Here is a 12,744-nt window from a genome sequence, read left to right as displayed (position 1 = left end):
TTCAATCATTAAATGTGATTGATAATTCTTCTTTAAGTTTGAGCAGATCATCTCTGAAGTATTGTCTTGCTTTTACTCTATCCTGTGCTTGAAGAGGCTCATTCTCTTTATCTATCTTATTTAGCTCGATTAATTTTTTGAATACTTTTGATCTTATAAATACTTTAATTTTAGAAGGTAAAATACTTCCTATGAATTTCTTTGACGGTGATCCTTTGCTTAGAATATATTTCTGAATAAATTTTGACTTCACATTTCCCGCCTTATTATATTCCTTGCTTGTATTGATTTCTTGATTTTCTGATATTCCTAGAAATTGGAATAGTTCTTTTATTTTAATATAACCATTATTTCTAAGCTCTTCATCTTTAAATATGAAAAATGAGTCTTTGGGAAAATACTTAAACCAGTTGGTTAAATGATGATGATATAAGCCATTCCAGAAATACAAGAGGTCGTTTTTTCGGATTAGCCCTTTATTATTTCTTATTTCTTCTTCTTTCTCAAGACTTTTTAAGAAAGATATTTCAGAATTTTCCCATCCATTTTTTTTAGCATAATTAAATGCAGAGTACGCACGGTCTACGGGCTCTCTAAGCAGGACAATTATTTTAATATTGGGATTATATTTAAATACTCTTCCTGGTGCAGTTGCAGATGGCAGTAAATGGACATCTGCCGTTGCGATTATTTTTTGATTTTTAAAATTTGGGAAAAAGGAATGAAAGTAATTAATTCCTTTTTCATAAAATTTATCATTATCAAAATATGTTATCTCTTTTACTTCTGAAAAATAAATATCAGGATGTTGCTTTAGATAATAGTAAAGGGAAGTAGTACCGGATTTTTGTGTTCCGATTATTATAGTATTAACTTTCATATCCCTTATTTTTTATACCCCAGGACGATAGATCTTTTGATATTAACTTCTCTGTAGCTATTATATCACGTTGGTAATATTCTTGTAACAGATTGTTTTTTACTTCTATTGAAAGTTTTGCCTGTTTCACCTTTTTGTTAGAATTTATTTCTTTGACCAGTTCTTTTAATTCTTTTCTCAAAGTATATACAGGTATCATTTTCTTTAGCACAGATCGTATAGGATTTGGATCATATATTAACTTATTTATTCCTGGATAATGAGGAACAAAACCCGTGTTACTCTTCAGATCTGTGTTTAACTTTTCATATTTTACACCTAGGAACTCCTGTAATTCTTTAACACATTTTTGAGGATCCTTTAGAAATTCATCTTCAAATAAAATGAAGTGTAAATTTTTCTCTGGAAAATATTCAAGAAAGTTTTGTATATATTGACCGTAATAGCCTCTGGATATAAAGCTAAAATATCTTCTTTCAAATGGAGGCAGATCTTTGTTTATAACTTCAAGACTTAACGCTTTTTCGAAGTTCTGTTCCTTGATCAGTCCTCTGGATAAATTATATGAATATTCTGAAAATGCACGGTCAGCTGGATTTCTCAACATAAATATTATTTTGACATTACTTCCGAATGTATCATAGATACGTTTTATTGCATAGTCGTAGTACATGTATGAAGGTGTTATGTCTCCTGCAACTTTGTCATGGGCGACATTTTTAAAGTAATTTTTATACCAGTTTATTCCTTTGCTGAAATTTTTATTATTATCAAAAAAATGAATTTCTTTTTCTGATGGAAGAAAGATTTGTGAATGTTGTTTTAATATTTCGTGCATTGTAGTAGTGCCACACTTAGGAGCGCCAACAATTAGGAAATCTGGTAATCGCATATTTTTTTGTTTAAATAAAGTTTTTTATTCTCTTGCCTATCTTCTTGATGTTTGGAATATATATGGTCGTAATGTTCATCTCTTTCCAGATGACATAAACTGCAGATAGGTTCCACACAGCAACTCCTATCATGCTTGCAAAGCCTGCCCCAGCAATACCATATTTTGGAATCAAGAGATAGTTCAGGTATATATTGACTGCTGTACCTATTAAAATTATCGTTTGCATCTTATTCTGGTGGCCGGTCATCTGGAGTAGATTACCGACGGATCCGCAAATTGAACTTATAAATTGCCCTATTGATATAAATATTAAAGCCAGGGCAGCTGACTTAAATTCTTTGCCAAAAAGGCTAAGAATAAATTCTGGAAATGCTATGAAGATTGATAAAATGGGAAGTGATACCCAGAACGTCATTTTGGTCGATTGCCTGATCACTTTCTCTAAGCCTTCTGTATCTTTTAATGAGTTCAGTGAAGCAAACTTCGGAGCAGCAATAGAGTTGATTGCTAAGACTGGAAGACTAGTCAGGGCTGAAAGTCTTAATGCTACCTGATATATTCCAACTTCGGACGGATCTTGCCGAAATATTCCAATGGCAAATGAGCCTGTCCATCCTAATAAGAAAATTAAAGAGGTGGTTAGAAGCATTGGAAATGCGACCTTTATTATCTCGGAAAAAGAATGTTCCTGATTTTTTAATGTATAATTTAACTTCAGTTTTTTATTCCATGATATTATACTTAGAACCATTGAAATCCATAATCCAATAACATAACTTATTTCTGGGTTAAATTTTATATCAGCAGCTTTTGTTATGACATACAATAAGGGTATGCAGAATGCATATGAAGCAACTGTTTTATAAAATGAATATAATTTTATTTCCTTATGTCCCCTTAATGATTCAGCATTAAGAAATAATATATTCATTGGTATAATTCCCAATGACATTATTTTCAGACTTTGTGTTACTACTGGCTTTTTGAATAAAGATTCTGCCAAAAATCCACAAAAGAAATACATAAGTATGGTGCAGGCAATACTACTTAATAATACTAATATGAAGGATTTTTGATAATAGTCCTGAAGTTTATTTACGTTTGACTCTGTCAGATATTCAGAAGTGAATCGGACGATAGCCGTATCAAGGCCAAGTCTGCCTGGTATTGCGAAAATCATCATGGATGCCAGTGATAGTGAAAAAATTCCCCATTCTGATGGATTATATAGGTATAATACTAAAAGAGTGAAGAGGTAACTAATACCAATAGAAGATATTTTTATTATCAATGATGTAGCACTTCCCCAAAATAGCTCTGACAGGTCCTTATCACTGCGCAGTGCCTTTTTTATGCCGGATTTTGACAGGATAGTGTTAAACAACATGGTGGTTAATTATTGTTTAATATTAGACTACAAAGTTACTTCTTTTGAAAAGACTATGGTTAATGAAGTGTTAAGTATTGGTTAATAAACGTTCATGTACTTAATTCATTACCCCTTTTTGTTTAAGTTTACTTTAGCAAGTTTAACTTAAATTAAAAATGTTATTATTATGATTTTAGATCTAATAAAGAAAGCAAAGAGGTCTGTTCTTGGTACTAATAATTCAAGAGACTTTTTATTGAAAACGATGCCTCAGGGCTCTGTTTGTGCTGAAATCGGAGTTTACAAAGGTGATTTTTCCAAAGATATACTTCGTACTGTAAAGCCCTCAAGACTTCATCTTATTGATCCTTGGAAATATATGCAGGAATATGAAGATGCTTTGTATGGAGGTAAAGCAGGTTCCCAGGATATAATGGAAGCTATTTTTAATAATGTGAAACGTAGATTTGATATCGATATACTTCGTGGTTCAGTTGTTATAAACAGAGGGCTTTCAGATGCTGTTAGTAAGAGTTTTAATAATGATTATTTCGACTGGGTTTATATCGATGGTAACCACACTTATGAATATGTTAAAATGGATCTTGAATGTTATTATCCTAAAGTTAAAAAAGGTGGTTTCATTGCCGGTGACGACTACATTTCGGACAGATGGTGGAAAGATGGAGTTAATAAAGCTGTAGACGAGTTTGTTGCTTCCGGAAAAGTTAAAGTTGTTATGATTAAAAACGGTCAGTTTATTCTGATGAAGATTTAACTAGTGTAAAATACAATACCTGTCTTATTCTCTTCTGACTTATCTATTGATTCTACTATTTCGCCTAGTTCATCTATAGATAAGTCAGAGGTTACATTGATAAGAATTACATCAGCATATTTTTTGAGAATATTATAAATTGGATTTTTGTTTACCCCATCTATTTCAATTATGATCAGGTCATAACGAATTTTTAGCATGTTGAAATAGCTTTTAAGTTCTGATTGTTCAGCTAATTCAGGTATATTATTTAATGCTATCCCAGGTGCTATTAAATCAAGATAGGTAAATGAAGTTGTTTCAATTATATCGTTGCCATCCGAACTACAATTCAAAAAATTTGATAGTCCCCTTTCTGATTTAACTGAAAATAAATTAGACAAAGTCGGTTGGTTAAAATTACCATCAATCATTAATGTCTTTTTTGAGGCTGCATTATTGATCCCTGCTATGGCCATAGTGGTTGGAAGGTTGTATTGATTCGATTGTGGCGTGCTTACGAGAATCAATAGATTTTGGCCATAATCATTTTTAATCTTAAGTCTTAGGTTTCTGAATTGATCTGTAAAAAAATCATTTATATTAATTGCTTCCTTTGGACTTTTATATCTGAAATTTTCAATTGTTCCAATTACAGGAATATTGGTGTGTTTCATCAATTCATTCCTTGTTTTTATCTTCCTGGTCAATAGAGATCTTGAAAGTATGACAATTGTAGGGATAATGAATCCGAGAATAATTGCTACAGCAAATAAAAGTTTATTATTGGGGAAAACTGGGCCTTCGGTATTAGTCTTTGGATAATCAATGACTTTGTTTTCCATTATATTTGAGAGCTGTGCAATACTTGCCTCAGTTCTTTTTTGCAATAGAAAATTGTAAGTCTGATCATTTAATGCAAACCTTCTTTGTATATTCAGTAGAGCTCTTTCTTTAGAAGGAAGTTTCTGCATACGATACTGTAGCTCTGCCATTCTTTTGTTTACATTGTCAAGAGAAATTCTGGAAGAGTTTTTTATATTGATTAAATTTTCGGTAAGTGCTTTTTTTATGTTTTCAATTTTAAGGTTTGTAATGGCTATGGTTGGGTTATCGGCCCTTGTGCTATAACTCAATGCAGCTTTTTCGTTATTCAATGAGGTCAGTTCGCTTACAAGGGTATTCAATAAAGGATCCATAATTCCAATAGTTGATGGAGCCGTCATGCTATTGATATCTGTATTTTTTATAAGGTAATTCAACAGGTATTCGTAATACTTTTCCTTAAATATTTCTTTACTTTTTTCGGTTTCAAGTTCTTTAAACTTATCGAAAAGACTTTTGCCCTCATAGCTGAGATCTACTACCGTGTTTGCACTTCTATATCTTTCAAGATCACCCTCGGCCAGATTTAATGAATCAGATATGCCTTCAAGTTGGGTATCTATATATGCAATTGTATTGACTGCAATTTGCCTTTTTTCATTCAGGTCATTATTTAAATAGTTATTCAATAGTTTATTCTGGAAATCTATAGTCTTGTCCGGAGTGCTGGAAATCTGATATAGTTTTAATATTGTTGATTCCTTGCTAAGAGGCTGGATTGATAAGTTTTTTCTATAATCCTCAGTCATTTTATTAAGATCATTAATCTTAAAAATTATAGCTTCAGAGAAATCATAATTGTATATAGATTTGATTATTTTAAATGAGATATATTCATTTTTAATTTCATCTCCGTAGGTTAATGTATCATCTAGTGAAAACTCAGAAATATATTCTTTAATTACTTTCTTATTTTGAGCATTGTACATGTTAAGATCACTTCCATCTGTCTGAATTCTTATTTTATTATTTCCAAGAGGTGTAAGTGTAAATTCAAAATTTACTATTTGATTATGTGATGTATCTACTATAACTTCAAATGGGGATTTTTTATAAATTTCATTGATTCTAATGAGATCGGATTGATAATAGGAGACTCTAAAGTTTAACTCATCAATTGTTTTATATATTAGGTTGTATGACGTAATGATGCCGAGTTCATTTTCTAGATTTTTATCCCTCTTGAAGAGGTCTGTACCACTAAGATAAGTTTCTATATTGGGTGTGTTTTTGGAGTCAAGCCTCAATAGTATGCTTGAGTTAACAGCATATTGAGGCGATATGTAAAGGATTAGAATAGTTGCAAGCGTTATACAGATACCTATGGATAGGAGGTAATACTTTTTGTTTTTGATCAGCTTGTTTAAAACTGATCTTATACTTATAAATTCTTCCTGGTGAATATTCGGTTTCATTATAGGTATTTGTAAAGTCGTAAAATTAATATCAGAAGAGAACCACCTAGTAAAATTGTCCTTATAGGAGCCAGGTTAGTACTGAGCAATTTAATGTTCATTGGTTGGGAATATACTATATCTCCCGGGCGTAGATAGAATAGTTGGGAATTGATAGTGGATTGTTGTGTCAGATCGACAAAATGTATTTCATTTACTCCATTGTTTTCTCTGACGATCTTTATTTTTTTTCTATTGCCAAATTCAGTTAGATCACCTGCCAGTGAAAGCGCTTTTGCAATCGTAATTTTATCATCATAGATCGTAAAAGTACCAGGTTTATTTACTTCACCAAGTATCGATATTTGAAAAGAAATAAGTTTTACAATTACAGAGGAAGTTGTTAGCTGTTGCTTGAGTATAGTTTCTACATTTATTCTTATTTCATCAGGAGTTTTTTCTTTAACAATTAATGAACCCAAGACAGGAATTGAAATTTCGCCTTTGTCATTAACAGTATAACTATTAAGATAAACATATGCCTCATTATATGATGCATATGTTCCGTCTCCGTCAATATTAAAATAAGAAGATGTTTTACCTTCTATACCATTAATTTTTATATATAAGATGTCACCGGTTTTGACTTTGTATTCGGAGCTAATAGTATATGAATTGTTATTGAGAGTATCTATCAGCTGGGTCTTGTCCTGGTTATGAAAATAGACCACTTTTTTTCTGGTAATACATGAAGTCAGTATAACTGCAAATACTAAAAAAATAAAATATCTTTGCATAACTTTAAACCTAAAGGTTATACAAAGATATTTAAATCTGCACTACCAGCTTACTTTTGAGATTATGATAGCGTTAAGGATTTGTTAAAGTATCAGTATTTATATATCCTTTTGTTTGTGACATCGGATTTGTCTATCCATGTCACCTTGTATCCCCATGCATCGCATGTATGATCTAAATCACCGTCCCTTGTGACACCGTATATGGTAGTTGTACCGGAAGATGAGCTTTTATGGAATTTTTTTCCTGAAATAAATTTTGTTTTTCCCCCACATGTATTTGCTATTAAAGGCTCCAGATAACTTACTTGATAAGGAATTAGTTTCACTGTAGTTCCCCACTCAGCAACATCAGGATATGGATAACCTTTAATTATAGTATCTCCGGAGTTCTCAATATGATAGTCTATTCCTACTTTATAAAAAGTTCTTCTTTTAGCTTCATTAATTGTTTTAGGTTTGCCATCAAAGAAATATTTTAAACCAATGGTTCTTATGACATGGACTAGCTTGTTATCTATCATATTCACAATAGATCCTCCAGTTTCATTCATTATTTTTTGTGTGCCTACCATTTCTACAGTTCTGTTAGTCGATAAATCCGTTACTTTATAGTTTATGAACTGAACAGACATAATAGCCCCTTTATCTTCCCATCTTGTACCTTTTTCAATTGAGATTATTATCATACCTTCTCTTTTCTTTTTGCTATTGCAGGAAGTGCCATTAAAGCTTATTTTCCAGATGCTTTTGGTTGTACTATCTATTGTGCTTAATCCACAGAAGAATCCATTGTCAGAAGGATTAAATTTTCCCGAGGAAAAGAATATTTCAACATCCTGAGAGAGAAAATCCATGTTGTTTTCATTATCAGGATCTTCTGGGTCTTCAGTGCCGGGTTCAACCTTATCGCGATGTTTTTTGCAGCCTGAATTAACTAGTATTCCTAGAAACAGGAAACATATAATTAACAAATTTAGCTTTGGTAATTTCATAGAAATTAACTCTTCTTATAGGACTAATATTTCTTTATTAATTCTTTTGCAATACCATCTTTATTTACCCAAGTCATTTTGTAGGCTCTGGAAGAACAATCATTTTTTACATTTCCATCCTTATCAAGTCCATAGAGCGTAGTAACTCCGGAAGAAATAGCTTTATGGAATTTTACTCCACTTATGGGCTTACAAAAAGATCCGCAGGTGTTTAAAACTATTGGTGAAAGTATTTTTACGTAATAGTTTTGTCCCTTTGTATTTACACCATATTCAGATATGCTATCATTACCATTATAGCTGCCATTACCGGTCAGAGCTACTTGCCAGTTACCAGCATTAAGAGAATTCAAAGTTCTGATTTTTGAAAGGTTAACAGTTCTTTGTGTTTCATCATTATAAGTAATGGTTATATTTCCAGCAACCATGTGCCTGATAGGAGGGGATGTCGGTTGCAGGTTTTTTACTAATCCTCCGGTAAGGTTAGTAATTTTTTTCGTTCCGTTGATCGTAAAAGATTTGTTCGTATTGAGCAGAGTTATTTTATAGTTGACATACGTTATTTGTATTGCACCACCTGGAAGATTGAATTTTGATCCTGATGGATAATTAATGATCATGCTACCTTCTCTTTGTCTTCTGCTGTCGCATGTAATACCGCTAAAATTTATTGTATATCCTGGAGTCTCGTCTTCTCCGATTCGAGCATTTGATTGTTTCATCTTTAAAAGATCACAGATGCCTATTAGTGATTCTCCTACTGTAGAGTCACCTTCAGTTCTTAAATTAGATGCAGCCGTATATTCGATCAGTTTTTCTACATCTATTAAAGACAAATTCGATTCTATTTCAAATGCGAGTTCATCAGAGACTTCTTCATTGACTTCATCATTAGATTCATTTACATTTTCTTTTTTACATCCTGTGAATAGGGTTAAGCAGAGAAAAAAAAGAATGCTTGCAGTAAGTATAACGCGATGCTTCATTTTAGTGGCGTTTGTGGTTCGTGGTTATATTTGAAAAAGTTATATGATTGACAGGACAAATGTAGTTGTTATAGGAGAGCAATTTATTATGAAGCGAAAACTTAACAGACTTTTAACAGGATTTTTAACAGCAGGTAAACGTAATGTTAATGGGGTGTTAAGGTAGAGTGAGAGAGTTGAAATAGAGTAATCCGTTAACATTAACAGTGAAAAGAAACTGTTATCAAGTGTATTCTTAACCTTCACTGTTTATATTCCTTGATACACCTATGAATTGCACTAGACCAACAGCTTTTAAAGGCTGATTCTTTGTAAAAAAAATCAGAAATTCTCCAGATCTTTAGGAGTTCTTTATCCAATGCCTTCAGCAAACGTTCAGCATTATACTTAGACTTGCTTTTTAACTGATTTTTAAACAGCCGGGCAATTGAGGGGAATCTTTTATGTATTTAAATATGGATGTATTTAATTGGGAGGCTTTTTAATAAACTAAAAGTTTTTCAAATGGGAAAATGGCTTAGGTTGTAAAAAAAAAATGAAATAGGTTGAATTGCAAAAACAGTAACAGTAAACAGTTAGTGTCTTACTGTTTACTGTTACAAATGTATTGTGGAGCCGCAGGGAGGAAAAAAGCGTTACGGGCATGCTCGAACATGCACAATATTAAAGGTTTATATTAAATAAAAGTCTCCCGTGTTACATACTTGCGCAGCGGTGCGCTTGACCTAATATATTACCTGCCGTAATTTAGATGAAAATTAGGAACATCAGATATGGCAACGCTTAGAACAATAATTAGAAGAAGGGAAGGAAAGCCTTTAGTTAATGAGCATGGGGAAACTATTATATATATACAATATGGTCATCATGCTAAAACAACATTGATTTCAACAGGTGTAAAAATTAATCCTGAGTACTGGAATGAAAAGAAACAAATAGTTGATTCTAAAAGGGGGATTAAGAATACTAGAGCAAACGAGGATTTATTAATGGACCTGGGGCGAACTGATACTTTTACCAATGCACTTTTAAAATCATTACGTGCAAAAGTTGAGGGAATAGTGAGGAAGATACAGTATGAAGAGAAGGATCCAACCATCCACGTAGTAAAGGAGGAGTTTGAAAAGCAATATAGGCAGGAAAGGATTGTTGAAAAGGACTTTTTTACTCACTATGATGAATATTTAGGTGTAACAAAGAATCTGAAGGCACTTTCTACCTATAAGCACTATAAAACCCTAAGGGGACATCTTAAAGATTATAGCGAGATGCACAGGTTTAAAATAACCCTGGAAAACATTGATCATAAATTCTATGAAAACTTCATACAGTTCATGTATAAAGATATTCAAAGAAAGGATGGATCCGGAAAGCTGGTTAAAAGAGCAGGTTTACAGAATAATAGTGTTGGTAACCTCATAAAGAATCTAAAAACCTTCCTGGGTTATATGGAAACAATGGGTTTCAAAGTGAATGACTCATACAAGAAATTTAAAGCTAACAAAGAAAAGGGGACTGTCATTTATCTTACTCAGGAGGAGCTAGAGATTCTATGCAATATGGATTTGTCAAACTGTGAGAGGCTGGATCGGGTAAGAGACCTATTTGTTTTTCAATGCTCAACAGGCTTGAGGTATTCCGATATTAAAAGGGTGGGTTCTGAACATATTTCAGATAACGTGATCAGGCTGAAAGCACACAAAACAAAGAAGGATATTCAGGTGCCTTTAACGCCGCGATCTTTGGCAATTTTAGATAAGTACAATTATGAACTCCCGGTAATTTCTGAGCAACTCCAAAATCAGTATTTAAAAGAGTTATGTTCTGATGCTGGCCTAACTTCTAAAGTTGAAGTGCCTTTTTATCAGGGAGGAAAGAAAGAATATAAAAAGTATTTCAAGTTTGAACTTGTAACAACACACGTTGCAGTTAAAACATTTATCACCCATTGCGCTGAAAGAGGAATTAGCCCTAAAGTAGCGGCTGAAATAACCGGAAAGACTGTAAAGGTCCTTTTAGATCATTATTACGGTACCACTAACAAAGTTATTGAAATGGAAATGCAGCGTGCTTTCGGGGCTGTTGAATCTCAGTTAAAAGCGGTATAGTTTGGTGGTAAAATAAACAATTATGGAAACGAAGGAATTTATTGTAACCCCTGAAATAATGCAGTTTGCGGAATTGGTAGCTGAAAGAGCAATTGCAAAAGTCTTAAAGTCTAAAATTTCAGTTCGTGAAAGGTCGTACCTTATTAATGATGCGAAGATTTTTGAGGCTTTCCCTGATTTAACACCACGGCGATTAAAAGAATGGGCATACAATGGAAAAGTAGGGATGAAAGGGAGAGACAATAAGTATCATGTAAAATTGAGTGAAATAGAAAAATATCTTTTTTGCAGATAAGAATATGTAATCTTATTTATACATAAAAAAATAACCCCTACAAGCGGCAACTTTTAGGGGTTCTGTTAAACTGTCACTAAACAAATCTAACTAATGGTAAAATTAGCGAAAGGCAACGTTATTGCCAAAGAAAAACCAAAAAATATTTCCTATAAAGAGGAAGTAGAACAAAAACTTGCTACGTTCTTCTCTAAATACCCCGATCCTCCCGCCTTATTTATTAATGGATATTTTACCTCTTTAGTAACTGACGGCAGTGCAGATTCACACGAAACTAATTGTTACTCCTGGATGATGTGGGAGATTCTCAACGATTATAAAATTAAAGAAAGTTACGGAGTAGATTATGACTTTGACGAAAATCAATCCTTATGTAAGGCCATTAAAGCATTATTAAAAGGGTTAATTGAAAATTATGACAAAGACTGTATTCCTTTCTTTTTAGATCTTCTTGAAATTTTTGAATCCACCAGAGTGAAGAAAGGAGGAGTCGAGTAATGGTAATGTTCGATAAAAAAAACGATTTAATCACAATTCAAATTGATGGCTGTGAAGAAGAGTTTGATAAAATTAAAGAATCCATTTATGAAATTTTGAGTCTTGCCTGTTCTGCTGACGGCTTAACAATCCATAACCAAGATCTTTATTTTTATACCAAACTACTGAGATCATTAGATAAACAGAAAGGAGGAGCTAATGAAATCAAATAACGCAATTGCACTACAGAATTGGCCTGAAGATATAACAGACGAAGGCAAAGCAATTAGAATTACGTTTGATAAAATACTCTCCCTGTATTCACAAGACTGTCTGCATAAAGTAATTGATGATGTTTTACAAAAATTAGCATATGGCAATTCAGAGTCGACAGACTTAAAATCTCTTCTTATAGGAATTATACTATTCAAAGAGGACTTGGCCAGCATTTATTCGGGAGGATATGTGCGTTGTGACGAATTCGACCATACTAATTTTTGTAATCTGACAGTAAAGTATAACACAAAAAATATTGTAAAATACTTTTTAGCAGAAACAATGTTCTCAGAAGATAATGAAGTTGCTGCACTAAAATGTCTCATTGATATAGCTCATTTATTTTCAATTAAAGGAGAGGTATTATACGATATCCGTAATCAAACAAAGGAAGGAGTACAAAATGATTGAGGGAAGAAAGGAATTTATGAAGGAAAACCGTCCAAATGGTAACCATTTGGTGGTATACCAAAATCCTGAGGTATTAGATCTAATTAGTGAAACAGTAAGATTGAGAAGACAGAGAATACAAGATTTAGAGGAAATTAATGAGCTTAAAGATCAAGTTATACAATTATATCAAAGGTTAAATAATATACCAATAACCCCTTTAAAGATTACTAGATAATC

General features: G+C 32.6%; 15 protein-coding genes. 8 read left to right on the top strand and 7 right to left on the bottom strand.

Annotated features, from left to right (window positions below):
* Position 1: 1 nt before the first annotated feature.
* From J7604_RS03660 to J7604_RS03650, 3 genes are read right to left on the bottom strand one after another with little or no spacing between them, the layout of a single operon-like run.
* On the bottom strand, positions 2-880 hold the full coding sequence (locus J7604_RS03660; protein WP_293891205.1) for a sulfotransferase domain-containing protein: 879 nt from the start codon (positions 878-880) through the stop codon (positions 2-4).
* A complete protein-coding gene (locus J7604_RS03655) occupies positions 870-1,772 on the bottom strand; it encodes a sulfotransferase domain-containing protein (RefSeq protein WP_293891202.1) in 903 nt (300 codons plus the stop codon). Before J7604_RS03655 ends, J7604_RS03660 begins: the two co-directional genes overlap by 11 nt.
* Before the next feature lie 10 nt (positions 1,773-1,782).
* Positions 1,783-3,162 carry a flippase gene (locus tag J7604_RS03650; protein WP_293891199.1) on the bottom strand — a complete coding sequence of 460 codons (1,380 nt, stop codon included), beginning with the start codon at positions 3,160-3,162 and terminating at the stop codon, positions 1,783-1,785.
* Between the two features lie 169 nt (positions 3,163-3,331).
* Here J7604_RS03650 and J7604_RS03645 point away from each other — a divergent pair, with 169 nt between their 5' ends.
* Positions 3,332-3,922 carry a class I SAM-dependent methyltransferase gene (locus J7604_RS03645; RefSeq protein ID WP_293891196.1) on the top strand — a complete coding sequence of 197 codons (591 nt, stop codon included), beginning with the start codon at positions 3,332-3,334 and terminating at the stop codon, positions 3,920-3,922.
* Here J7604_RS03645 and J7604_RS03640 read toward each other — a convergent pair.
* The 4 genes from J7604_RS03640 to J7604_RS03625 form a co-directional block, all read right to left on the bottom strand.
* Positions 3,919-6,201, bottom strand: coding sequence for a GNVR domain-containing protein (locus J7604_RS03640; RefSeq protein WP_293891193.1), 2,283 nt, complete (start codon positions 6,199-6,201; stop codon positions 3,919-3,921). The genes J7604_RS03645 and J7604_RS03640 overlap by 4 nt on opposite strands.
* Positions 6,201-6,977, bottom strand: coding sequence for a polysaccharide biosynthesis/export family protein (locus J7604_RS03635; RefSeq protein WP_293891189.1), 777 nt, complete (start codon positions 6,975-6,977; stop codon positions 6,201-6,203). The genes J7604_RS03640 and J7604_RS03635 overlap by 1 nt, the downstream gene beginning before the upstream one ends.
* A gap of 92 nt (positions 6,978-7,069) precedes the next feature.
* Positions 7,070-7,972, bottom strand: coding sequence for a hypothetical protein (locus J7604_RS03630; RefSeq protein ID WP_293891186.1), 903 nt, complete (start codon positions 7,970-7,972; stop codon positions 7,070-7,072).
* Positions 7,973-7,995: 23 nt separating this feature from the next.
* Positions 7,996-8,958 carry a hypothetical protein gene (locus J7604_RS03625; RefSeq protein WP_293891183.1) on the bottom strand — a complete coding sequence of 321 codons (963 nt, stop codon included), beginning with the start codon at positions 8,956-8,958 and terminating at the stop codon, positions 7,996-7,998.
* Positions 8,959-9,001: 43 nt separating this feature from the next.
* Here J7604_RS03625 and J7604_RS03620 point away from each other — a divergent pair, with 43 nt between their 5' ends.
* From J7604_RS03620 to J7604_RS03590, 7 genes are all read left to right on the top strand, one after another.
* Positions 9,002-9,124, top strand: coding sequence for a hypothetical protein (locus J7604_RS03620; protein ID WP_293891180.1), 123 nt, complete (start codon positions 9,002-9,004; stop codon positions 9,122-9,124).
* A gap of 607 nt (positions 9,125-9,731) precedes the next feature.
* The gene (locus tag J7604_RS03615; RefSeq protein ID WP_293891177.1) at positions 9,732-11,066 is read left to right on the top strand and encodes a site-specific integrase; all 1,335 of its coding nucleotides are present in this window, start codon (positions 9,732-9,734) and stop codon (positions 11,064-11,066) included.
* 22 nt (positions 11,067-11,088) lie between these two features.
* The gene (locus tag J7604_RS03610) at positions 11,089-11,361 is read left to right on the top strand and encodes a hypothetical protein (RefSeq protein WP_293891174.1); all 273 of its coding nucleotides are present in this window, start codon (positions 11,089-11,091) and stop codon (positions 11,359-11,361) included.
* Between the two features lie 93 nt (positions 11,362-11,454).
* Positions 11,455-11,859 (top strand): hypothetical protein, encoded by a 405-nt coding sequence (locus tag J7604_RS03605; RefSeq protein ID WP_293891171.1) that lies wholly within the window; start codon positions 11,455-11,457, stop codon positions 11,857-11,859.
* Positions 11,860-11,864: 5 nt separating this feature from the next.
* Positions 11,865-12,071: a hypothetical protein gene (locus J7604_RS03600; RefSeq protein ID WP_293891168.1), complete on the top strand. Its 207-nt coding sequence runs from the start codon at positions 11,865-11,867 to the stop codon at positions 12,069-12,071.
* Positions 12,058-12,525 carry a hypothetical protein gene (locus J7604_RS03595; RefSeq protein ID WP_293891165.1) on the top strand — a complete coding sequence of 156 codons (468 nt, stop codon included), beginning with the start codon at positions 12,058-12,060 and terminating at the stop codon, positions 12,523-12,525. Before J7604_RS03600 ends, J7604_RS03595 begins: the two co-directional genes overlap by 14 nt.
* A complete protein-coding gene (locus J7604_RS03590) occupies positions 12,518-12,742 on the top strand; it encodes a hypothetical protein (RefSeq protein ID WP_293891162.1) in 225 nt (74 codons plus the stop codon). Before J7604_RS03595 ends, J7604_RS03590 begins: the two co-directional genes overlap by 8 nt.
* The last annotated feature ends 2 nt before the right edge of the window (positions 12,743-12,744 follow it).

The organism is Sporocytophaga sp., from assembly GCF_017745095.1.
In the GTDB taxonomy this organism is placed as follows: Bacteria; Bacteroidota; Bacteroidia; order Cytophagales; family Cytophagaceae; genus Sporocytophaga.
This window is presented reverse-complemented; position numbering and strand designations above follow the sequence as displayed.

Bases quoted from the DNA above. Each gene is read 5' to 3' on its own strand.
- J7604_RS03635 (WP_293891189.1), bottom strand. From the start codon at position 6,977: ATGCAAAGATATTTTATTTTTTTAGTATTTGCAGTTATACTGACTTCA.
- J7604_RS03640 (WP_293891193.1), bottom strand. From the start codon at position 6,201: ATGAAACCGAATATTCACCAGGAAGAATTTATAAGTATAAGATCAGTT.
- J7604_RS03655 (WP_293891202.1), bottom strand. From the start codon at position 1,772: ATGCGATTACCAGATTTCCTAATTGTTGGCGCTCCTAAGTGTGGCACT.
- J7604_RS03600 (WP_293891168.1), top strand. From the start codon at position 11,865: ATGTTCGATAAAAAAAACGATTTAATCACAATTCAAATTGATGGCTGT.
- J7604_RS03630 (WP_293891186.1), bottom strand. From the start codon at position 7,972: ATGAAATTACCAAAGCTAAATTTGTTAATTATATGTTTCCTGTTTCTA.
- J7604_RS03650 (WP_293891199.1), bottom strand. From the start codon at position 3,162: ATGTTGTTTAACACTATCCTGTCAAAATCCGGCATAAAAAAGGCACTG.
- J7604_RS03645 (WP_293891196.1), top strand. From the start codon at position 3,332: ATGATTTTAGATCTAATAAAGAAAGCAAAGAGGTCTGTTCTTGGTACT.
- J7604_RS03620 (WP_293891180.1), top strand. From the start codon at position 9,002: ATGATTGACAGGACAAATGTAGTTGTTATAGGAGAGCAATTTATTATG.
- J7604_RS03625 (WP_293891183.1), bottom strand. From the start codon at position 8,958: ATGAAGCATCGCGTTATACTTACTGCAAGCATTCTTTTTTTTCTCTGC.
- J7604_RS03590 (WP_293891162.1), top strand. From the start codon at position 12,518: ATGATTGAGGGAAGAAAGGAATTTATGAAGGAAAACCGTCCAAATGGT.
- J7604_RS03595 (WP_293891165.1), top strand. From the start codon at position 12,058: ATGAAATCAAATAACGCAATTGCACTACAGAATTGGCCTGAAGATATA.
- J7604_RS03615 (WP_293891177.1), top strand. From the start codon at position 9,732: ATGGCAACGCTTAGAACAATAATTAGAAGAAGGGAAGGAAAGCCTTTA.
- J7604_RS03610 (WP_293891174.1), top strand. From the start codon at position 11,089: ATGGAAACGAAGGAATTTATTGTAACCCCTGAAATAATGCAGTTTGCG.
- J7604_RS03605 (WP_293891171.1), top strand. From the start codon at position 11,455: ATGGTAAAATTAGCGAAAGGCAACGTTATTGCCAAAGAAAAACCAAAA.
- J7604_RS03660 (WP_293891205.1), bottom strand. From the start codon at position 880: ATGAAAGTTAATACTATAATAATCGGAACACAAAAATCCGGTACTACT.